Annotated in this window: 19 protein-coding genes; 9 read left to right on the top strand and 10 right to left on the bottom strand. The window is 51.2% G+C overall.

Annotated elements, in window-relative coordinates:
• Window positions 1-8: 8 nt before the first annotated feature.
• The 4 genes from panP to IE055_RS00970 all read right to left on the bottom strand — a co-directional run bounded on the left by panP (window position 9) and on the right by IE055_RS00970 (window position 3,772).
• Complete coding sequence (gene panP / locus IE055_RS00985; protein ID WP_229794061.1) at window positions 9-1,670, bottom strand: pyridoxal-dependent aspartate 1-decarboxylase PanP; 1,662 nt, start codon at window positions 1,668-1,670, stop codon at window positions 9-11.
• 141 nt (window positions 1,671-1,811) lie between these two features.
• Window positions 1,812-2,516: an SDR family oxidoreductase gene (locus tag IE055_RS00980; RefSeq protein ID WP_189398141.1), complete on the bottom strand. Its 705-nt coding sequence runs from the start codon at window positions 2,514-2,516 to the stop codon at window positions 1,812-1,814.
• Complete coding sequence (locus tag IE055_RS00975; RefSeq protein ID WP_189398140.1) at window positions 2,513-3,283, bottom strand: queuosine precursor transporter; 771 nt, start codon at window positions 3,281-3,283, stop codon at window positions 2,513-2,515. Before IE055_RS00975 ends, IE055_RS00980 begins: the two co-directional genes overlap by 4 nt.
• Complete coding sequence (locus tag IE055_RS00970) at window positions 3,284-3,772, bottom strand: 6-pyruvoyl trahydropterin synthase family protein (protein WP_189398139.1); 489 nt, start codon at window positions 3,770-3,772, stop codon at window positions 3,284-3,286. It abuts the gene before it with no gap.
• A 299-nt stretch (window positions 3,773-4,071) separates the two neighbouring features.
• Here IE055_RS00970 and IE055_RS00965 point away from each other — a divergent pair, with 299 nt between their 5' ends.
• Complete coding sequence (locus tag IE055_RS00965) at window positions 4,072-4,869, top strand: hypothetical protein (protein WP_189398138.1); 798 nt, start codon at window positions 4,072-4,074, stop codon at window positions 4,867-4,869.
• A 75-nt stretch (window positions 4,870-4,944) separates the two neighbouring features.
• Here IE055_RS00965 and IE055_RS00960 read toward each other — a convergent pair whose 3' ends face one another.
• Window positions 4,945-5,601, bottom strand: a complete 657-nt coding sequence (locus IE055_RS00960) for a hypothetical protein (RefSeq protein ID WP_189398137.1) — start codon at window positions 5,599-5,601, stop codon at window positions 4,945-4,947.
• A gap of 119 nt (window positions 5,602-5,720) precedes the next feature.
• Here IE055_RS00960 and IE055_RS00955 point away from each other — a divergent pair, with 119 nt between their 5' ends.
• On the top strand, window positions 5,721-7,514 hold the full coding sequence (locus IE055_RS00955; RefSeq protein WP_189398136.1) for an ABC transporter transmembrane domain-containing protein: 1,794 nt from the start codon (window positions 5,721-5,723) through the stop codon (window positions 7,512-7,514).
• A 69-nt stretch (window positions 7,515-7,583) separates the two neighbouring features.
• Here IE055_RS00955 and IE055_RS00950 read toward each other — a convergent pair whose 3' ends face one another.
• Entirely contained in the window at window positions 7,584-7,883 is a 300-nt protein-coding gene (locus tag IE055_RS00950) for a YciI family protein (protein ID WP_189398135.1), read from the bottom strand.
• Window positions 7,884-7,885: 2 nt separating this feature from the next.
• Window positions 7,886-8,131, bottom strand: a complete 246-nt coding sequence (locus IE055_RS00945) for a hypothetical protein (protein ID WP_189398134.1) — start codon at window positions 8,129-8,131, stop codon at window positions 7,886-7,888.
• Window positions 8,132-8,470: 339 nt separating this feature from the next.
• Between IE055_RS00945 and IE055_RS00940 the strand changes: the two genes are divergently transcribed.
• Together IE055_RS00940 and IE055_RS00935 are read left to right on the top strand one after the other, a co-directional pair.
• The gene (locus IE055_RS00940) at window positions 8,471-9,403 is read left to right on the top strand and encodes an MBL fold metallo-hydrolase (RefSeq protein ID WP_189398133.1); all 933 of its coding nucleotides are present in this window, start codon (window positions 8,471-8,473) and stop codon (window positions 9,401-9,403) included.
• A gap of 34 nt (window positions 9,404-9,437) precedes the next feature.
• The gene (locus IE055_RS00935) at window positions 9,438-10,169 is read left to right on the top strand and encodes an HAD family hydrolase (protein ID WP_189398132.1); all 732 of its coding nucleotides are present in this window, start codon (window positions 9,438-9,440) and stop codon (window positions 10,167-10,169) included.
• 372 nt (window positions 10,170-10,541) lie between these two features.
• Here the strand turns inward: IE055_RS00935 and IE055_RS00930 are convergent, their stop codons facing one another.
• A complete protein-coding gene (locus IE055_RS00930; RefSeq protein WP_189398131.1) occupies window positions 10,542-11,393 on the bottom strand; it encodes a LytR/AlgR family response regulator transcription factor in 852 nt (283 codons plus the stop codon).
• A 158-nt stretch (window positions 11,394-11,551) separates the two neighbouring features.
• Between IE055_RS00930 and IE055_RS00925 the strand changes: the two genes are divergently transcribed.
• Window positions 11,552-12,718, top strand: a complete 1,167-nt coding sequence (locus IE055_RS00925; protein ID WP_189398130.1) for an acyltransferase family protein — start codon at window positions 11,552-11,554, stop codon at window positions 12,716-12,718.
• A 442-nt stretch (window positions 12,719-13,160) separates the two neighbouring features.
• Here IE055_RS00925 and IE055_RS00920 read toward each other — a convergent pair whose 3' ends face one another.
• Window positions 13,161-14,018: a LytTR family DNA-binding domain-containing protein gene (locus tag IE055_RS00920; protein WP_189398129.1), complete on the bottom strand. Its 858-nt coding sequence runs from the start codon at window positions 14,016-14,018 to the stop codon at window positions 13,161-13,163.
• 151 nt (window positions 14,019-14,169) lie between these two features.
• Here IE055_RS00920 and IE055_RS00915 point away from each other — a divergent pair, with 151 nt between their 5' ends.
• The 4 genes from IE055_RS00915 to IE055_RS00900 all read left to right on the top strand — a co-directional run bounded on the left by IE055_RS00915 (window position 14,170) and on the right by IE055_RS00900 (window position 18,757).
• On the top strand, window positions 14,170-15,186 hold the full coding sequence (locus IE055_RS00915; RefSeq protein ID WP_189398128.1) for a helix-turn-helix domain-containing protein: 1,017 nt from the start codon (window positions 14,170-14,172) through the stop codon (window positions 15,184-15,186).
• 174 nt (window positions 15,187-15,360) lie between these two features.
• Complete coding sequence (locus IE055_RS00910; RefSeq protein ID WP_189398127.1) at window positions 15,361-16,830, top strand: alpha/beta hydrolase; 1,470 nt, start codon at window positions 15,361-15,363, stop codon at window positions 16,828-16,830.
• Entirely contained in the window at window positions 16,827-17,558 is a 732-nt protein-coding gene (locus IE055_RS00905; protein ID WP_189398126.1) for an ABC transporter ATP-binding protein, read from the top strand. Before IE055_RS00910 ends, IE055_RS00905 begins: the two co-directional genes overlap by 4 nt.
• Window positions 17,558-18,757, top strand: a complete 1,200-nt coding sequence (locus tag IE055_RS00900) for an ABC transporter permease (RefSeq protein WP_189398125.1) — start codon at window positions 17,558-17,560, stop codon at window positions 18,755-18,757. Before IE055_RS00905 ends, IE055_RS00900 begins: the two co-directional genes overlap by 1 nt.
• A gap of 74 nt (window positions 18,758-18,831) precedes the next feature.
• Here the strand turns inward: IE055_RS00900 and IE055_RS00895 are convergent, their stop codons facing one another.
• On the bottom strand, window positions 18,832-20,724 hold the full coding sequence (locus IE055_RS00895) for a peptidylprolyl isomerase (RefSeq protein ID WP_189398124.1): 1,893 nt from the start codon (window positions 20,722-20,724) through the stop codon (window positions 18,832-18,834).
• Between the last annotated feature and the right edge of the window lie 8 nt (window positions 20,725-20,732).

The raw sequence follows: 20,732 nt of genomic DNA, 5'->3' as shown, positions 1-20,732 counted from the left end.
TACTGCACTTAAGCCAGGGCATCCAGTTCGGACAGGATCGCGCGCGTGCCATCTCGCTGCGCCAAGTCACACTGCTCATTTAAGATGGTTCGCAGCGTTTCCAAGGTCGTCATCGGGTTTGCCATAACCACACGAAACACCGACACCGGCTGACCGCCATAGCGATGCTGCGAGAAACGTGTCCGCGACACAAAGGTTTTGCCTGCTGCGCGTTGCTGCTTTTGGATTCGCTTATTGGCGCGATCCAACACATCATTTATCACCATTTGCTCTGCCGACGATGCGCTTGCTAAGCGCGACTGCACAGCAGCCGGGGCATAACGGTAATTCAATATGTTCAGTTCTGGGTCGGTAATTAACTCGAAATCCGAGTGCGCATCGATCATACGAGCGAAGGCTTTCGCTTTCTCAACGTTTTGATCGATGATGATCTCGTATCCCTTGCGTCCGATGATATGGAACGCTGCGTGGACCAACATCGCCATACCTGGCCGACTACCTTCCATCGAATACTGCCCCAGATCTTTAGAACCGGCACGAAGAATATATTCAGCGTGGTGCTCCACCGCGCCGAGTGCCTGCGGGTCTTTAAACACCACCATCCCGGCACCCATGGGTACGTAAAGTTGTTTATGCGCATCAATCGTAACTGAATCAGCCAGTTCAATGCCTTTAAGAATGGGCTTGTAGGTGTCCGACATCAGAGTTGGCCCGCCCCAGGCAGCATCGACATGAAAGTGCGCGCCAACGTCCGCTGCGATCGCGGCCATCTCGGTTAACGGGTCCACCTGCCCTGTTTCGGTTGCGCCAGCAATACCAACAATCGAGACAATCCCTACCTGTTCAGACTGCAATCGAGCACAGGTAGCACGCAGCGCCTTGAGGTCAATCTTCGAACGCGCATCGGTCGGCACAGAGATCACATTATTGCGACCGATGCCCAACACGTCGGCAGCTTTGCTTAAGGAGTAGTGTCCGCGCTCAGAGACCACAATCGCCAGTTTGCGATACCCCGCGTGAAGCATGGCATTTGCAATACCTTCGCGCGCCAGCCCCTGAAAATCACCATCGGGGCGAAACATTTGATTTCGCGCCACCCAAAGTGCAGTGATGTTGGCGGTGGTGCCACCTGAACAGAACGACCCTAACGCACGTCGACTGTTGTGCAAATTATCCGCGTAAAAATCCGCATTCCGCTCATACACCAAACCGTGCAGCATGCCTAAAACCTGACGCTCCAAGGGTGTAAACGCTTTAGAGGTCTCGATTTTTACCAGATTCTGGTTTAGCGCGACCATAATGCGCGACAGCGGCAACATAAAATGGGGTAATGGCGTTGCCATGTGCCCGATAAACCCCGGTGCAGCAGTGTGCACTGACTGCGCCACCAGCTTATCTAGTACAAACTCTGTGTAATCCGACACAAACTGCGGCACTTCGGGAATATCGCTGTCGGAAAAGTCCGCTTCAATGGCTTTCAAAGATCGTTCACGCGCGACAATGCGATCAGTAAGAAAGCCCATCAAATTATCAGAAATTTCCTTATCAATAGCGCCCAGAGTGCTGTTCGGCGCCTCCGGCACTGTGAAAATACGATACAGATTTTCAAGGCTCGCGGTGGCGAGCGCATGTGAATCTGTTGAGTCTATTTTTACCGGAGTATGTTTCACGTCAGATAAGACCTAGCGGATAGTGTAGCCAGCAACATCGCTGAGAGTATGGACGCCGATTGTGAAGTAGTCGACCAGCACGCCATTATATAGGCAAGCACTCATGGGCATAAACATCAGATAGCCAAGAAATGTGTGAACTCAGGTCTCGATCTGCCCCAGGTTGGCATCCAACACCGCACCATTTAACACAGGATTTTGCGCCACGAACCAAATGGTTTCGGCAATCTCAGCAGGCTGCACCAGGCGGCGGTGCGCGATTCCGGCTGTGATTTGCGCTAACACATCTGGGTGTGCACCCAGATGTTCACGCAGCATTTCAGTCTCAGTGAAGCCAGGACAGATTGCAGCCGTGTGGATCATCGTTCCCGCTAGATCCTGACAGGTGGCCCGCATTTGCCCAATCACCGCATGTTTAGAGACCACGTATGCGTGAGTGTTGGCAACAGCCTTGCGCCCCAGCGTACTACTGATGTAGATGATCGACGAGTCCGCCAGCATATGAGGGATCAGTAACCGATTCAACTCCGCTGGCGCCACCACATTGAGTTCCAGCACACGTCGCAGGGTCACAGGCGTGATGGTCTGTGCTGATTCTTTGGTCATCACGGCGGCATTGTGAACCAAGCTCACGCGTTGCGGTGTACCGACCAACGCTTGCAGTTCTTCACCATGCTCTTGCGACCAGGTGGGGGAAGTCAAATCCACGGCCATATTTGTCACGCCCGGTATATCACAAGCCGAGCGCGATAAATTAACCACGTTCCAACCTTGCTGTGCAAATCGTGCAGCGGTCGCGTGCCCGATCCCCTTACTCGCACCCGTAATGACTAAAACCTGCTTCATGCTTGCGTCTCCTGTTGATCCACCAAACCAAGATAAGGTCGTAGGAAGTGAACCAAACCATAAATAATCGGGGTATCCAACAACGCAGATACCATCTTAAAAATATAATTGCTGGCCATGAGCGTCAACACAGCGGCCCAACTCATCTCGCCGGCAAGTAGAACCGCACCAAAGGTGACCAGAATCACCGTCATTGAATCGACAGCCTGACTCACCAATGTGCTGCCATTATTGCGCAGCCACAAATGCTTACCCTGGGTCTTTTGCTTAATCCAGTGAAACAGTGCCACATCTACGTATTGGGCCAAGATATACGCCACCATCGACGCTAGGACGGCGCCAGCTGTATTCGCGTAGATCAACGAAAACAGTTCCACATTGCCTTGCACGGAGGTGCCATTTGGCAATCCCACTTCACCGGCCAGAGGCAGTGTTTGCCATGGCGGCTGTATCCCGGGATCAATCGCCGGTAACGCGTTGCTCAGCCACATGATCCCGAGGATAAAAATGTTCAGCACCAACCCAACGGTCACCATGAAGTTAGCGCGTGCTCGCCCATACAGCTCCGAAATAAGGTCAGTGCATAAGAAAGTCAAAGGATACGCTAACACACCAACCGCCAACTGCATCGGCCCCACCTGCACAAACCGTGTGATGCCAATCACATTCAATAAGGTCATGGCGCACAGAAAAAAGCCGGCTAACAACAGAAACACACGTTCGCGGCGTTCCTGAAGTTTTGAGTCACTGATTGCCAAGGCTTGCATCTAGCGTCTCCAGCGGGCGATGCCCCATTGGTCTGGACCGGATGACACTCGCACTTCAAATGCATGAATCTTGAGTGCGTCCAGGTGCGCTGCATCCTCGGTGAGCTGTGTTAAAAAATAGCCTGCTAACTCCTCAATAGTTATGTTCTTTACCGGCAGCAGTAGCGTGTCTGTTTTCAACAGAGGTTGTGTGCGACCGTTATGCGTAACGTGATAGAAGTCCTCGTCTTCACTAATTTTTAGATGCGGGGACTGTTGTGCGATCAATGTGTACTCATCGTATTTCGCACACAAATCTTTCAAAATACGCTTATAAATTGCGTAATCAAAACACAAGCCGTTCTCGTCAATCTCGCCAGTAATCTCGACCCCGAGCCGCCAGTTGTGACCATGTAAACGCTCACGGTCGGTGGCTGAAAAAATGGTGAAGTGCGCGGCGGAAAAGTGCAGATACTGCTTACAAATTTCTATAGAGGTCAATCGTGGCATAACAGGATTGTTCGTCGTTTCGTTGAATTTCGGCTGGCACATGGTTTGCACCAGAACCAAAAGTTGTGTTCCAATAGCGAGCGGTCACCCAATCTACACCAAAGCAAGATTGAACAACAGTTTTTGTTGACATCGGCAGTACTTAAAAACTTGTGATCGCGCGTTGAACGAGGCGACTTTAAAAATCGCACCCATCGACCTGAGAGAATTTCGTTACTCGAACACTAACTTAAGTAACCCATTCCCTAAGTCCGGTCGGCTGCACACCTAACACCGACTTTTTAACGGAGATTCAACTAATGAAAAGCACGCTAAGTACGTTTTTACTGTTACTCACCACCTCACTTTGTTTGACCACTGCCCACGCCGAAAAGATAAACTTCGACTTATTGGCAGCCAGCCCGGTTGGAAGTTGGCAAGTACGAGAGGATATCGTTACCAATGCAAAAGGGCGTCAAACCGGCACCACGATTCGCACATCAATGTTGGGCTCAGAGGAACGTAATGGCGAGACACACTATTGGATCGAAATCGGCATCGACTCGTTTAAGATCAACAAAAAGGGACAACGCAAAGCCGATGGTGATCGCGCAATCATCAAATCGCTGATCCCAAAATCCACCATGGTTGGCGACCCAGCAAACGTACTCAATAATCTGCGCGGCTTCGGCGTTGAAACTATCATGCAAAGCGGCAATGAAAAGCCGATGCGGATGGGAAACAGTAAAAATATGATGTCAGGCATGATGGCTGCCTTTAATACCGAGATTCAATACGACTTTACTGATCTAGGTACAGACACCATTTCAGTGCCGGCCGGTGAATTCTCGACCCGCAAAATTAACGGTCAAGGCTCGGTCAGCATGAAGGTCGTATTTAAGAAAATTAATGTCGAAAGCGACAGCACCATGTGGCTGTCATCAAAAGTCCCATTCGGCACTGTCAAAACTGAGGGTACTTCCACAACCAACGGTAAACAGGACAGTTTTAGTTCGACTCTGCTTGAGTACGGCATGAGCGGCGCCAAGAGTGAAATTTCCGGCGAGCCGGAAGACCTGCCAGAAATGCCAAACCTAGGTGAACTGTTTGGCGGCTAAACCGATTCGATTTTAACGAACAACGAGGGCTGGACCGGAAACCGGTTCGGCCTTTTTTGATTTCAGCAACTGGTATTACTTTTTCCGTTGCAGCACCGAAAATGCGACAACCATCGTGGTGTCGATGGTTTTGAACGGTGCATCATCCATTGCTATCTGCAGTCGAACTCGATCTTCGTATCGACCCTCGACCCGTCGATACTGCCCATCGGCGTCAGTTTGCCAGTCGTCGAGCCGGGTGATCTGCGTAGCACCACAATCCAGGTAGGTACCATACACCACTTGGTAAGGCTGTGTATTATTCAAATCTCGCATTTCCACACGACCACAATCCATCGGCTTATTCGACTTGGTGTCTGGTTTGTGGGCAAGCCACGTCGTCGCACTATTGTCGCCTAGCTCCAACGGCCCCTGCGTAAAACGGCGCACCGAGCTTATCTGCAACTCACCTTGAGACGATTTGATATCGGCAGCGGCGAAAAAACTCACATCATTCGGTTTACTGTAACTCAAAGATACGCCCGCAGTCGGCGACTCTCCGGGAAAATAACGATATACGCCTTGGTTGGGGCCTTCTCCAAAACTGATCTCTAGGTAGTCTTGATCACCCGAACCACTGACAGTCTGTTTTTCAGGGAGCTCCGCCGAACACGCGATCAACGCCCCGGTTACGAGGCCCGAAAACATCAACTTGCTGATTGTTTTGTAATCCATACGGCTATTATCAAGCATGCGAAACGCACGATGCAATTGAATAAAAATTAATCGTTACCATGTAGTAAGAGACTCTACTAAATCCCAATTTACGCAAAATTGTGTGAATTGACGCTCACCGCTCAGCTGGACGCCCTATGCAAAGTAAAGCCCATACCGTTCTGTTCAAACTTGCGACCTATCTCAGCAAGTATAAGCTGACGTTGATTGCAGCCAGTATCGCCCTTCTTTTCACCGCGGGCGTGACCTTGGCAATGGGTCAAGGTGTACGACTATTAATCGATGATGGCTTCGTTGCTGGCTCGCCGGAAAAGCTGAATCAAGCTGCTTTATTCATTATCGGTGTTGCCGTGTTGATGTCCATTGGCACCTATGTTCGCTTTTATCTTGTCTCGTGGCTCGGCGAACGTGTCTCCGCTGACATTCGCCAGTCCGTGTTTGATCACTTGCTGACACTGCATCCCAGTTATTACGAGGAAAACCGCAGCGGTGAGATCATGTCGCGCTTGACCACCGACACCACGCTACTAGAGACCGTGATTGGCTCATCTGCGTCCATGGCATTGCGATCCTTTCTTACCTTTGTTGGCGGTATGATTTTGATGCTAGTGACCAATCTCAAGCTGAGCCTGTTCGTGCTCGCTGGGGTACCGGTGGTGTTATTACCCATCATGCTGTTTGGACGACGTGTGCGGAACCTGTCACGCCAGAGTCAGGATTCCATTGCCGATGTTGGCAGCTACGCCGGTGAAATCATCCAGCAGATAAAGACCGTTCAAAGCTATACGCAGGAAGCGAATGAGCAGGCAGCATTCGGCCAGCATGTTGAGACCGCGTTCAACGCTGCCAAGCGTCGTATCCGGCAACGTGCCCTATTGATTGCGGTCGTGATTTCGCTCATCTTTAGCGCGGTTTCCGCGATGCTTTGGGTCGGCGGAAATGACGTAATTAGTGGTGTCATGACTGCCGGTGAACTTGGTGCATTTGTGTTTTACGCTATTGTGGTCGCCGGTTCCGTAGCCACGATTTCCGAAGTGATCGGAGACGTCCAACGCGCAGTCGGTGCCGCAGAACGACTGTTCGAACTACTGAGTATTGAAAGCCTCATTCAAGCTCCGGTGCAGGCGCAGCCAGCTGGCCCATTGGCCGCCGAGCTAAAATTGGAGCAGGTCGAATTCGCTTACCCTTCGCGTCCGGAACAACCGGCTCTTAAGCAACTCAACCTCACCATCCCCGAAGGTAAGTCGCTCGCCTTAGTTGGCCCTTCCGGTGCAGGCAAGTCCACTGTTTTTGAATTGTTGCAACGATTCTATGACCCCAGCGCCGGACAAATATTGCTTGGTGGCACGGATCTACGGGCATTTTCGCCGCAGGATCTACGTCAGCAACTGGCGATTGTCGCGCAAACGCCCAGCTTATTCAGCGGTGATGTGTTTCACAATATTCGATATGGTAATCCCAACGCCAGCGAGGATGCCGTTATCGCCGCGGCCAAAGCAGCTAATGCGCATGAATTCATTACTCGTCTTCCAGACGGATATCGCAGCTATTTAGGCGAACAGGGTGTGCGGCTATCGGGCGGACAAAAACAACGCATTGCCATCGCACGCGCCATTTTAAAAGATCCGCGTATTCTGCTATTGGATGAAGCCACATCGGCGCTGGACGCAGAGAGTGAGTTTCGAGTGCAGCAAGCACTGGAAAACCTGATGCAAGGCCGAACCACCATCATTATTGCGCACCGGCTTGCGACAATCCGCAATGCGGATCAAATTGCCGTGATGCAAGATGGCTCGATCGTTGCTCAGGGTACGCACGAGGAACTACAGACCGCTTCACCGTTATACAAACGGCTGTCAGAGCTTCAATTTCAAGAACAAAGTAAGGCACATGACCGCGATCATAAGCTGGATGCGCCAGCCACAGCGTGAATCACTGAGATTGGCGTAAATTGTGCATTCAAGATTGAATAGAAAGCGGAACAGAAAGCGCGGAATGAGTCAGGGCAAGACCTTGAGGTACGGCTTGACCGTCACCTTGGCGTAGATACCATTGAGCTGGTACGGATCTTCCGCGGCCCAGTGCTCAGCGGCCGCTACGTTATCGAACTCAGCCACCACCAGACTACCACTAAAACCCGCTTCGCCGGGCTCACTGGAATCAATTGCCGGGTGAGGCCCAGCGATCAATAAGCGGCCTTCTGTTGACAACGCCTCAAGACGCGCCAGATGCGCAGGACGATGCACCTTGCGGAGTGGCAGACTGTCTGCCACATCCTCACTGATAATTGCGTACCACACTGTCAGTGCAGCATGCCGGTCGCAACCGCAATTTCCTGTTGTTCAACGCGCTCCAACTGGATGTCACGATAACGTTCGATACCTGCCTCAACCATAGACTGTGCAATATCGATCTTATCCATCGGCAACAGATCCTGCACTTGATCCGAGATGGTAATGGTCACCAACGGCTCGTCCGGGTTATCCGACCGACGCAATGCAATGTCACCATTCGCCAATTGTACAAGTTCAATTCTGGGTTCTGACATAATTCTCTCGTTAGTTTCTCTAAACCAGCCAAGTTCAGAGGTGTTATCAACCCGTGATTCTGTATCGCGAGCCATAAACTGATAATTGCGGCATTAACATTCAACGGCGCATTAGCGTGCACTGAGTCAAGGTCACTGAAAGTGCTCGACGCGGCGGACGCAAGGCCACTCGGCTACATAGTAGCACACTGCGCTTACAGACGCGTCGCTGCCATCCCAACCCGACACAAACCGCCACGCCATAGCCGACCCACCTTAATGGATTTCATCAGTCACTGTGTGTTTTAGTTTATAGTGTCCAGTCGGTAATATCTCAAGAGTTCGACCGGGCAAAATAATATGAAAAAATGGCAACGTGTGCTGCTACTCATCGTCTTTGCGGTGATAACCCTTGCGCTGTATCTGTTCACTCAGGTACGCCAACTCGAGATCGAGCAGGTCACAGATGACCTGTATGTTATTCGCGGCGTCGGCGGTAACACCTCGGTCCTACGCACCGAAGGTGGTGCGGTCGTGGTCGATAGCATGACTTTTCCAATGCAAGGCCGACTGATACGTGCCAAAGTCGAAGCCCTGACAGGACAACCTGTCGCATTGCTGATCAATACCCATTACCATTTGGACCACACACACGGCAACCCCGGTTTTGCGCCAAACACGACGGTGGTAGCCACAGAGCGCACCCTGTCGCACCTCAAGGTTCTGGACTCAAACTTTTGGGAAGGTGACGCCGCTCTATTGCTACCAAACGAGACGTTTACCGACCGCAAACAGTTTCAGCTTGGAAGTAAGACCATCACGGTCATTCATCCAGGCCGAGGCCACACCGACGGTGATTTAATCGTCTGGTTTGAGGAGGACCAAGCGCTCGCACTGGGAGACCTGTTTTTCAATCACCACTACCCAAATATCGATTTGGAAGCTGGCGGCTCAGTACAAGCTTGGCCGGCAACACTGGAAAACGTCTTAGCCCTGAATGCAGACACAATTATTCCTGGTCACGGTGCAACCACCGACCAACAAGGCTTGCGTGCTTTTCAGCGTTTTATGGCAGAACTTGCCACGTTGGGCAGGCAGGCCGCAGACAATAAACTAAGTCTGGACGCTATGCTGACGAATTCTCCGCTGAGCACCGACGCCGGATACGAACCCATCACAATGGCAGGTATCCCAATCGGACTAAACCGGAAATTCGTGCTGCGCCGAGCTTGGGAAGAAGCCACCGGCAATATTGAACTAAAAAATCCACCGCACCAATCTGCAAACAAATAACCACGCTTAGAACTCCCGTATTAATAAGACCACGATGCAAACACCTCGCGCCATTTTTTTCGATCTAGATGAAACATTGATTGCCAATAAGATGCCAGTGCCCACGCTGTTTCAGACCGTGTACAGTGACATCATTGGTGATCATGACGACACGGCCAGAAAAGCGTTCTTTCTGGCTTTACGCGAGAATGCCAGTACACTCTGGTCGACCATGTTCGATGCGGCGCATTCGCCGGAACGTCAGTTCGTAGACTGCTTTGCTGCCTGCCTTGTCGCTACCGGGCAAAGCCGCAACACCGGTCAACTGGCACAGGCCATGTTTGAACGGTTTCTAGACCTCAGCAGCAACAATGTCACGCTGCACCATGACGCGCTCGATACCTTACGCAGACTGCGCAAACAAGGCTTTATCACCGGCATCATCACTAACGGCATGGAGCGTGTACAACGGGGCAAAATCCTTCAAGTGGGCCTGGAATCGGAAGTTGATCATGTGACCATAAGTGCTGAGGCGCGTTCCCATAAACCATTTGCTCCAGTATTTGAACTGGCGCTCTCGCGCGCTGGCGTTGTGCCACACGAAGCCTGGCAGATCGGTGATCATGCCTTAAATGATGTGGCAGGTGCTATCCGAGCCGGCATGCGAGGCGTGTTCTACGACCCAGCACAAAATCGCCTGGCAACGGCATTCGACGACATCCCGGAGTCTCCACACCACACGATCAGCGCACTGGCAGACGTGATCAGCTTGATAAGTCCGTCTTGATTTAAGGCGTCATTCTCGCTCGCTTCAGCCAAATATCGCACATCAATCAAGAGTACTGTTTTCGCTATTTTGAGAAGGTGGCTTATTCGCGCTCGACAGCGAATAACATGATCTCTTAAAATTTCAGTTGAAAGGAGGAGCACATGCCGCAACGAGCAGCTACGATGCGCTTCAAAAGCGGGCTATCACCGTTTGCCAAACTCGAACTCCGCCGAGTGCCCAAATGGGTAACTGTCCATACGGTTTCTCACTTTCTGAGTGTCAAAGCATCGGACTCCCGCTCGACTGCACCGTTGAGCATAGGTTCAAGCCGGCTCATATTCCTAGCTACGTCGAGCTTATACTTGACACCGAGTGTCCACGACTGGATGGCTACACGCTCAGCTTGGTTCTTAAATCGGCGTTATACCGCTTTGACAATGGCAGTCGACGACCGTTTTTGAGCAACACCTCACCCGATTGTCCTGGCGGCGCTTCAATCGCTTGCACAAAATCAAGGCTAACGCCATAGGACCGATGCGTTCTGGCGAAATCACGCTCATTCATCTCATTCATAAACTTCGCCATGGTATTGCGGACTGGGTAGACTCGATCGCCAAGGTGGAGGTTCACGTAGTTGCCAGCCGACTCGACCCATTGAATATCGTCCAATTTAATGATGAACTCGGTACCGAGTTTCTTAACCAGAATCCGATCGGATCGCTGTGGATCATCCTCGCCCTGCTGCACCAATGACGCTTCACCACGCAAACGCAGCACGATGGATCGATAACCTTGAATAATGATCAAAAGCAGGAAAAATGAAATCGCGTCTTTTCGGTACTCATAAACGAAACCAACTGACCAGCTGCCAAATCGATAATCACTGCCCATGAGCCAATAAACCAGTTCTCTCATCGCCACCATCCCAATCACGTGGATGGCACTGAACAGAACAGACCAGAGAACGAAATTGAGCAAATTCGACCACAAGTTCACCCATGAAAACTTATCTGAGTCGATCACCCAGGCCACGAAGGGAATTAATGCCACAATCATCAACGAACTGCTGATCTCCCAAACAAAAGGCTCCCACAGCGCAAAGGGAGCTGGCCAATTACCGGCAGCCTTTTGTTCCATCAACACTGACGTGGCCAACACAATCGAGTTGATTAAAAAGAAAGCGACGATAAAACCAATCAGGTATTTTTTTTCATGTCGCAAAAAGTGTTGATGATGTTCCATTGTTTAAAGCCACCAATTCGGGTAGCTCAATCATAGTCAACATTCGTCACAAGAAATAGCCACTGGTCCCAAAGGCTCATCACTTCGACACAAAAACCACGCCATGGGTGATTCGCAGTGCAAACTTCGCTCAGCTAATCGACCAACACACACACGCTATGCAAGCCACACCCCAACCAACCTTGAACCGACGCCATGACATTGACTGGGTTCGAACTCTGGCCTTTCTTTTACTGATCTTTTATCACATCGGCATGTACTACGTGGCGGACTGGGGCTGGCACGTCAAAAGCGAACATCAAAGTGAACTGCTGCAGACGCTCATGTTGTTGATCAACCCATGGCGCATGCCGTTGATCTTCATCATCTCCGGCATGGCATTGGCCGCCGTCGAGCGCAAGTTTAATGCGCGCTCACTGATTACGATGCGCACCACCCGACTTCTATTACCAGCCATTGTGTGTAGTTATTTGATTGTCTGGCCCCAGGCCTATTTTGAGGCCGTGCAATACCATGGTTATACGGGCACTGCGACAAACTTCTTTCTCAACTACCTGACACCAGGCACTGAGCTTCTGCCTGAAATGCACCATAGCCCACTCGGCCTGTTTACCTGGAACCATCTTTGGTATCTGTTTTACCTGTGGACCTATACGCTGGTTTTCATTGCATTGAAACAGACGATCACCTTGCTCGAAACCCCGGTCCAATGGTTAGTCAAACGCCCATACCTTGGTTTGCCAGTCGTGGTTGGCTGGTTGGTACTGATAGAGCTGACTTTACCGCCACACTTCCCGAAAACGAACGCGCTGGTCGACGATTGGTACAACCACGCGCGCTATTTTTCGTTGTTAATTTTGGGTTACTACCTATTTCGCTCACAGGCTTTTTTTCAAAAAGTAGCCGATGCGCGGAACTGGTTTCTGATCAGCGCCATCGGCTTGTCAGTATTTGCACTCGTCATTAAGTCCGATGCTTGGTTCTGGCAATGGGGTCGGGCCACGCCACTGGTCATCCTTGTGAGCGCAGCATTGATGTGCATCTTCGCCATTTTCGCGTATGCGCACCGTCACCTAAATCAACCCTCACCCGTACTTCGCTACATGAACCAAGCGATCTTGCCTTGGTATATCGTGCATCAGACTATAACGATAGTGATCGCGTCCTTGATTAAACCGATAGCATTTGGCCCTATTCTGGAGGCGACGATTGTGATCATCGGAACGCTGCTTGGCTGCTTTTTAAGCTATGAACTGATTAAGCGTGTCAGAGTACTTCGAGCGATGTTTGGGTTGAAGAACGAGAAGAGAACTCGAGATTTTTAGACAAGTGACCGATAAGCTCTCACTATACTCGCCAGGTACAAAGGCGCCATGTAAACCAAGCCGAGACACCGGGGATCAAGTAGCACAACGTGTCTACAAACTGGCTGTTCATAGTGCTAGAGACTTGCTCGTAACCGAAGAAAAATACCAGCGTTAACGAAAGCGCGTAAACGATGGTTGCAATGCTTGCCCTACTTAATACACCGGATCAAAAGCAACTCGCTTACACAACTGAAAAAGGACATGGATAGCCACGTACCCCACTTATAGAAAAAAATGCCGAGGCTGTTGTGCTCGTCTGCTTCGAGGAGACCATTGATCATAATCGCGAGCGGGATAGATGAGAGTGCAAACAAACAATACGTCGTTATCGTCAAACCAATCAGGCCAGCCCAGTCAGATAACGACAAGTTGGCGATACCGTCTTTTACCATGACACTACTCACAGTTCGATGGCAGCACGCAGCTCAGGAATATAACGTCGAGACACCGGCACGAATTCATCCACACCCTGGAGACTGAGCTTTAGGCCTTGCGCATTACCGGCGATGTTGATCACGCTTTTCGGGTTCACCAGATACGAACGATGGCAACGAATGACACCAAGTTCTTGCAGCGCTTGTTGGGCTGCGGCTAGCGTCGTCCGCACAACTTCACGTTGCCTCGTGGATTGATCATCGTGGAAGTGAACCACCACATAGTTCTGCATTGCTTCAACAAATAACAGTGACGTGCCATTCACATCCAGACTCGCACCATACGTCGCCTGGATTGTTACCGCGTGTGTTGCCTGTGGCCTAAGACGCTGTGGCTCGATCGAACTCGCTTGTTTTTGATATTCATTTTTTGCGCGTAATTGCACCAACAGGCCGGTGAATGTCACCGGCAATACACCCAGTAACAAGGTATACCCCAGCATGGCGCCAAAAAACGAGTGCACCGTGTATTCACCTGGATAGACGCGACTTAACAGCCAGAAGTTACCCAAAGCAATCCATACCAGATTTAACAACGAGGCCAACATCCATTTCCACAGTGTCCAGCTGGCAGCTTGTTTCTTAATCTTCAGCACATACCGAACGACGAGATCGAATACCGTACCAAATACAATAGTCACCAGTCCGAAGCTCGCACACAACCACGGTAAGTCATCCCCAACACCGTGTAGCCCAAACGGTTCAAACAAAAACAGAAACACGGCCACAAACACACCGACCACCGAAATCTGCTTGAAGTCCCCGAACCAGCTTTCGCTGCAAGGAAATGGTTCATTCAGCCCGTTTAATAGATCAGCCAGCATAGTCGTGATCAATCACCAAATATCGAAAGACCCCGATTATAAACAGCTTAACGCGTGACCGCAGTGCGGAATTGCCTCGATCGCTACCGGCCAGTAGAATCTAAGTTCGACCTCAATAACTCAGCGCTGCGCGCTTGGTGATACCCACACCATGATTAATCACCTTACTATTTTATTAATCGGTTTTAGTGTGTTCACCTTGGCAATACTGCTGGTTGCTTACTGGTTTTTCTTGCCAGACATGCGCAAGAGTCTACCCGGAAAACTGGCTTGCAGCGCCCTGATCTTGTGCTTAATTCTCCTGCAACTAGCCCATTACCATCACATAGCACTGAACACCGACTTACTCGACTACCGAGCGTATGGTTGCTTACTGATGCTGGCACCACCGGCTTTCTATTTCTTCACCCGCGTGGTAATTCTGCCGGACCCGGACTATCCCTGGTGGCACCTAGTCCATCTAATTCCGTTGGGGTTGAGCTTTTTTGTCCCGCTTGAACACTTACCGCTGTTCGCATTTAGTATCGGTAGTCTGTACGTGGGCTGGAGCGTGGTCAAAGTATTGCAGTTACGCAAGCAACATGCGCGGTTCAAGTTTGAACTGTTCTTCTTTACTCTATTTGCTCTCCTAGCCGTGATGGCATTAACCCTCGGTTTGGTGTTACCGGTACTACCGCACGCCACGTATTACTTGCTGTATACGAATGCCATCTCCATCGCGGTTTTGCTGATTGCGGCCGCATTAATTTTCTTTCCTCAACTACTCGGCGATATACGCGAACTGACCGAGGCTGCGTACAGCAACTCTAAGTTGGCGAACATTGATATTGCACTTAAACGCGACGCAATTGAGCATGCGATGCGCGCGGAACACCTGTATGAGAACGAAGAACTTAACCTCTCGACGCTGGCTGAAGTGATTGACTTAACGCCTCACCAATTGTCTGAACTAATTAACACGGAATATGGCATGGGCTTCTCAAAGTTTGTGCGGGAGCATCGCGTGCGCGCCGCCAAGACCTTGCTGACCACGGATTCAACGTCGTCAATTTTGGCAATCAGCATGATGACCGGGTTCCGCACGCAATCAAGTTTTTACAGTGCCTTCAAGGAACTCACGGGCATGTCACCGGGTGCTTATCGAAAACACTATTCCACCCAGCGCTAAAGCAGATCGAGCATCATCGCGGTCGTGGAATGGGTTTCCAGATTCAGTAGATCTATGACCGGTTAGCCGAAAATATCGCCACACATCATCTAGTTTGATCCGGTATGGCTATTGTGTGCTAACGTAAACCCTCGTCGTCATTTATGACCCTTTCGTCAATTTCACATACTCACTATGAATCGAAAATTATTATGCCTTCTAGGCGCACTAGTCTTCGCCTCAAACAGCTTGTTCGTGCTCGCACAGACACCGTCGGAACTGAATTTCGAACGTTGTCAGATTGCACACGAAGCTGTTGCGCGCGATGCCGAATGTGCGGTGTTATTCCGTCCCGAAAATCCCGACGAGCCGAATGGTAAACAGATCGAATTGTTTGTGGCTCGTATTCCCTCGGTAGCCGCGACGCCAGCCCGCGATGCCTTTACCGTGATTCAGGGCGGTCCTGGAGCCTCATCCATTGATATGGCCATCGGCATGCACAAGATCCTCGAGCCAATACTGAGTAAGCGCGACGTGCTCATTGTCGACCAACGCGGTACCGGGCGATCCAACCCGCTGCGTTGTGCCGAGTCTCAATCAGACACGCTCTACGAAGACTTCGATCCTGAAAAATTCAAAGAGGAACTGAGCACTTGTTTGTCGGACCTCAGCCACTCGGATTTACGCTACTACACCACCTCGGTCGCAGTGCAGGACTTGGATGCCGTACGCGAGGCCGCGGGTTACGATCAACTCACAGTGTATGGCGTCTCGTACGGAACTCGTGTAGCACAGCATTATTTGCGACGCTTTCCACAACGAACTCGTGCCGTGATTCTAGACGGTGTTGCGCATATAGGACTCAATCTCGCTGGCGGCGAAGTTGCTCGACGTTCGCAAGACGCGTTCACCAATTTGAGTCAGCGCTGTCACCAAGAACCCAGCTGTAAGTCGGCGTTTGGAGATATTACAGCATCCTTCGAAGCATTGGTTGCGTCTCTCAAAGAAAAGCCCGTCACCGTCACGTTGCCGCATCCAAAAACCGGCAAGCTCATAAACCAGCAATTAACGGAGTTTCATCTCTATGGCGTGGTGCGCATGCTGCCCTACTCAACCGAGGGCATTGCTATGCTGCCCTTGGTTTTACATCAGGCGAACGAAGGTTACTACACACCGTTAGCGGCCTTGGTCATCAATGTTGAAGGCAGCATGCAAAACACCTTCGCCACTGGCATGCATAACTCGGTGATTTGCGCAGAAGACCACCCTTTTATCACGACTTCAGATCTCCAATCTTCGCGTGGAACCTACATTGGTGATCGCATGCAGGAAGTCATCGACCTGTCTTGTAAGGCTTGGCCACGCGGCGAAATGGACGCCGATTTTCGCGAGCCATTCGACTCGGATAAACCAGTGCTGATTTTGTCTGGCGAAACTGACCCAATCACGCCGCCTGAAAACGGTGACGTCGCAGCCAAGATGTTCGGTCATGCGCAACACGTCGTTGTGCCTGCACATGGCCACGGAGTAATTGGTCGTGGTTGCGTCCCGGGCTTGGTGCGCGATTTCGTCGCCAAAGGCAATTTTGAGGAATTCAACCCTAACTGTGCAGCGCGCGAGCGTGCTGTGCCCTTTTTCATCACCAGCACAGGGCCAAAACCATGATTCAAGCAAACAATTTAAAGAAGTATTTTGGTGCTGTGAAAGCGGTGGATGGTGTGTCTTTCAGTGCAGAAAACGGCAAAATTACTGGCTTACTCGGCCCTAATGGCGCCGGCAAGTCCACTACTCTGCGCATGCTCTACACCGCCTTCAAACCGGATTCCGGCTCCGCCACGATTGACCAGTTCGACATCACGCGAGAAGCGGAATCAGTGCGCGCCTCAATAGGTGTATTGACTCATGGTGCCGGTATTTATGAGCGTCTCAGTGCACGCGAAAATGTGCGTTACTTTGGTGAGCTGCATGGACTGACAGGCGCTGCGCTAAACAAACGAATCGATCAACTAGCTGAACTGCTTGAGATGCAGGACTTTATTGATCGACGGGCAAAAGGCTTTTCACAGGGTCAGAAAACGAAGGTGGCATTGGCGCGTGCCTTGGTGCACGGCCCCCGCAATGTCTTGCTGGACGAACCAACGAATGGCCTCGACGTGATGGCCACGCGTGGATTGCGTAAAGTGATTCAGCGCCTGAAAGACGAGGGGCATTGTGTCTTGTTTTCAAGCCACGTAATGCAGGAAGTCGCCGCCCTGTGCGACCAAATCGTGATTATTTCCGGTGGACTCGTCGCCGCCAACGGCACGCCCGACGAGCTGCGCGCGAGTACGGGTAAAGACAACTTGGAAGACGCGTTTGTGTCGGCTATCGGTTCAGAAGAGGGTTTAGTGTAATGCAAGCAAACAAAATCAGTAATCTGCGCGGTTTCTGGACTATTCTGCGCAAGGAAATCATAGACAACCTGCGCGACCGTCGAACTTTGACCACCATGGCGGTATCAATTATTGTTGGCCCAATGTTGATGTTTGGTTTTCTGTGGTTTGCAGAGAACACGGTTAAAAAGGAAACCGATCTGGTGAACGCCAAACCCATCGCCCTGCCAGTGGTTGGTGCTGACAAAGCACCTAACTTAATTGCCTGGCTGGAACAAAACAACTTTGAGATTGTTGAACCACCAGCGGACCCGGAGCAAGCAGTAAAAAGCGGCGATGAACGCATGGTGCTGGAAATTAGTGATCAATACGCTGAGGCCTTTACACAAGGTACCTCGGCACCAGTCCGGTTAATCCACGATAGTTCGGTAAGCGGATTAGAGAAGATCGGGTACCGAACGCTGCAAAAAACCTTACTGGCTTACAACTCGCAGATTGGCGCAATGCGGCTGATGGCGCGCGGTGTAAGTCCAGAAGTCGTCAAGCCGTTGCAGCTGAATTCTTCCGACGTGGCGAATCCACAAGCACGCAACGCACAAATTTTGAGCATGATGCCGTATTTGATCGTGTTATTCATTATGGTCGGCGGTATGTATTTGGCCATCGACACCACCGCTGGTGAACGTGAAAAAGGCTCGCTTGAACCGTTGTTAACTCAACCTGTGGCGCGACATACCATTTTGCTCGCCAAGCTGGGGGCGACCATGGTGTTCTCCGCGCTGACGCTTCTGCTGGTGCTCATTGGTATTGGTTTGGCGATGGAGTACGCGCCGATTGACATGATCACCTTGTCAATTGATGCGGCGAAAATCGTTAAGACCTTTATCGCTTGCTTGCCATTCGTGTTCCTCGGCTGCGCAATGATGGTGTTAATGGCGTCGTTCACCAAAAGCTACAAAGAAGCTCAGTCATATCTTGGCATGTTGATGATCGTACCGAGCTTGCCGCTCATGTTGCTGATGATGATGTCACCGCAGCCGAGCGTTAACAATATGTGGATTCCAAGCTTGAGTCAGGGTTTGATCATTATTCAAACCTTCAAAGGCGAGGCAATCGACACAAGCCTGATCGCACTATCGATGGCGGGTAGTACGCTGATCGCGATGGCGCTGACCTTTATTGCGATTAAGCTTTATCAGCGCGAACGTATCCTTGGCTAACACCCAATAAACGTTAACCACTAACAGCGGCCCGTTCACGTTGGGCCGCTTTTTTTGTGTCTATAAACCGTAAATCAATCGCCGGCTTTTCCTTCAAGTGCAGCCCTAGAGCTTGTCGGTACGGCAATATTACACAAGCCAATGCGACCTGCTGGATGTAAAAACCAGTCCTCTTTACGCGTCGTGCGCGCTGCCACATGCTCACGAAATGCGGCACTGTCGGTACGCATGACGGCAATATCGATACTGCCTTCAGGTAAGGCACTGGCCACCTTAACCGAATCAATTGGCACGTATTGAGCTGGGTCCTCATAAAAACCCAGACTACCCGTACCACGCGGCAGAGTTGTGAGATGCTCCATACCTTCCAGTACACGGCCAACCAGTGTCACATTTAAATCCAAATGCCGTGGAGAATGCCCGGTCACCACATACAACCCTGAGCCGTTCCCTGAGTCATCACCCATGCCACGCGAGACTCCGACCATGCCGTAGCAATGCGCAAGCCAAGCCTGCTTACCATCACTTGCGGTGGGCAACCCATCCACAAACCCAACTTGGTCGGCGTAGGAATCCCGGCTCTCAACTGGTGTAAACCCGACCGCTTGCGGATCCGCGAAGAATTCGACTTTCACTTTTTGTTTCGCGCTGCCAAGTGACTTGGCTGCCGATTCCTCGCCAGCCGTATCGCCCCATTGTGCGACGTAGTTCTCCTGCGAGCGAATCACAGCGGTACCATCGAAATACCCTTCTCGCGTCATCAGCAGAATATTTTCCACGTGCTTCGGCGCGAACTGTGGCGCCAATTCGATCACCACGCGACCACTGGGTAGTTGCATCACGATAACACGATCCAGGTCCAGCGCCCGCCACGTAGCATCCGTAACGGCGTTCTCATCGTCGGATAGCAAATAATCTGGATCCACAAAATCCGGCTTCACGGGATAATGGTAACTACGATACTTAGTCATATCCGGCTGCCCCGCTTCATCCCAAGCCAACCACCATAAACGCGCCAGGACCCAGGACCCGAATGCCAGACGCTCGACAGCAAAGGATTCAAAATCCTGTGCCACAACTTTGGCGGATTTACGCTCTGCTCGCTGCTTTGGATCGCGGCTAGGTTTTACCAGCGAGATGGATTTATCCAAATCAAGCAATTGCGGCAAATACGAGTGGCTGTCCGCCAGCAACGCCCAGATCAAGGCCTGCGGGTCGCGCAGTACAGCCGCACGCTGTTCATCACTCAGAGCCGGAAACCACGTGTCTTGAAACGCCATTTGATTCGCCTGCGTGGATACCTTAGCCGACAACCCCAAAGGCAAATACATGACCACATCGGATTCAAAGTAGCCATGCAAGCCTTTCTGTCCGCTCAACTGACCGTCATAGTTCGCCGTGGTGTGGTGCGGGTTTGCCAGGTCACCAACGAAGTGCGACATCAGTCCCGCGTATAGCAACGCTTCGTTGATCGCTGCTTCATACTCAGAGTCAGCAGCGGTGTCTGGCACCGAACTCAGCGCGTCTACCATGGCCTGATACAGCTGTAAGACACGCCACGGCGCAGTACCGACTTCCACGGCGCTAAGGCCTTTGGAACGTGCATCCTGTTGGTATTGTGTTAACTCGAAAGGCACGTCGGTGTGGGCTTTAACTTCGGAGTAAACACGTTCGAGATTGATGTAATGCGTGCTGTAATTACTGTCACGATCCTGTTGGCTCATATACGGTGCACGCCACACGATATCGGGCACATTCGAGAGATGGGCGAGCATATGATCGCGTGCTAAAAACGGGGTCACCAGCTGCGCATTATCCTCCGCCATTTGACGTAGATTTTGAACCGCGACGCGGGTAACCACATCATGGCCGCGCTCGCCCCAACCCCAGACCAAGGGACTGACAGACAGCGTAATTAAACACAAAGTGGCGCTGGCAGCGCGGGTAAAGCGTCGAGAATTAAACATAAAGATTC

The sequence above is a fragment of the Arenicella chitinivorans genome (assembly GCF_014651515.1).
GTDB classification, from domain to species: domain Bacteria; phylum Pseudomonadota; class Gammaproteobacteria; order Arenicellales; family Arenicellaceae; genus Arenicella; species Arenicella chitinivorans.
This window is presented reverse-complemented; position numbering and strand designations above follow the sequence as displayed.

Excerpts from the sequence above, each read along its gene's own strand:
- IE055_RS00980 (WP_189398141.1), bottom strand. The coding sequence starts at position 2,516 with ATGAAGCAGGTTTTAGTCATTACGGGTGCGAGTAAGGGGATCGGGCAC.
- IE055_RS00975 (WP_189398140.1), bottom strand. The coding sequence starts at position 3,283 with ATGCAAGCCTTGGCAATCAGTGACTCAAAACTTCAGGAACGCCGCGAA.
- IE055_RS00970 (WP_189398139.1), bottom strand. The coding sequence starts at position 3,772 with ATGCCACGATTGACCTCTATAGAAATTTGTAAGCAGTATCTGCACTTT.
- IE055_RS00965 (WP_189398138.1), top strand. The coding sequence starts at position 4,072 with ATGAAAAGCACGCTAAGTACGTTTTTACTGTTACTCACCACCTCACTT.
- IE055_RS00960 (WP_189398137.1), bottom strand. The coding sequence starts at position 5,601 with ATGCTTGATAATAGCCGTATGGATTACAAAACAATCAGCAAGTTGATG.
- IE055_RS00955 (WP_189398136.1), top strand. The coding sequence starts at position 5,721 with ATGCAAAGTAAAGCCCATACCGTTCTGTTCAAACTTGCGACCTATCTC.
- IE055_RS00945 (WP_189398134.1), bottom strand. The coding sequence starts at position 8,131 with ATGTCAGAACCCAGAATTGAACTTGTACAATTGGCGAATGGTGACATT.
- IE055_RS00940 (WP_189398133.1), top strand. The coding sequence starts at position 8,471 with ATGAAAAAATGGCAACGTGTGCTGCTACTCATCGTCTTTGCGGTGATA.
- IE055_RS00935 (WP_189398132.1), top strand. The coding sequence starts at position 9,438 with ATGCAAACACCTCGCGCCATTTTTTTCGATCTAGATGAAACATTGATT.
- IE055_RS00930 (WP_189398131.1), bottom strand. The coding sequence starts at position 11,393 with ATGGAACATCATCAACACTTTTTGCGACATGAAAAAAAATACCTGATT.
- IE055_RS00925 (WP_189398130.1), top strand. The coding sequence starts at position 11,552 with ATGCAAGCCACACCCCAACCAACCTTGAACCGACGCCATGACATTGAC.
- IE055_RS00920 (WP_189398129.1), bottom strand. The coding sequence starts at position 14,018 with ATGCTGGCTGATCTATTAAACGGGCTGAATGAACCATTTCCTTGCAGC.
- IE055_RS00915 (WP_189398128.1), top strand. The coding sequence starts at position 14,170 with ATGATTAATCACCTTACTATTTTATTAATCGGTTTTAGTGTGTTCACC.
- IE055_RS00910 (WP_189398127.1), top strand. The coding sequence starts at position 15,361 with ATGAATCGAAAATTATTATGCCTTCTAGGCGCACTAGTCTTCGCCTCA.
- IE055_RS00905 (WP_189398126.1), top strand. The coding sequence starts at position 16,827 with ATGATTCAAGCAAACAATTTAAAGAAGTATTTTGGTGCTGTGAAAGCG.
- IE055_RS00900 (WP_189398125.1), top strand. The coding sequence starts at position 17,558 with ATGCAAGCAAACAAAATCAGTAATCTGCGCGGTTTCTGGACTATTCTG.
- IE055_RS00895 (WP_189398124.1), bottom strand. The coding sequence starts at position 20,724 with ATGTTTAATTCTCGACGCTTTACCCGCGCTGCCAGCGCCACTTTGTGT.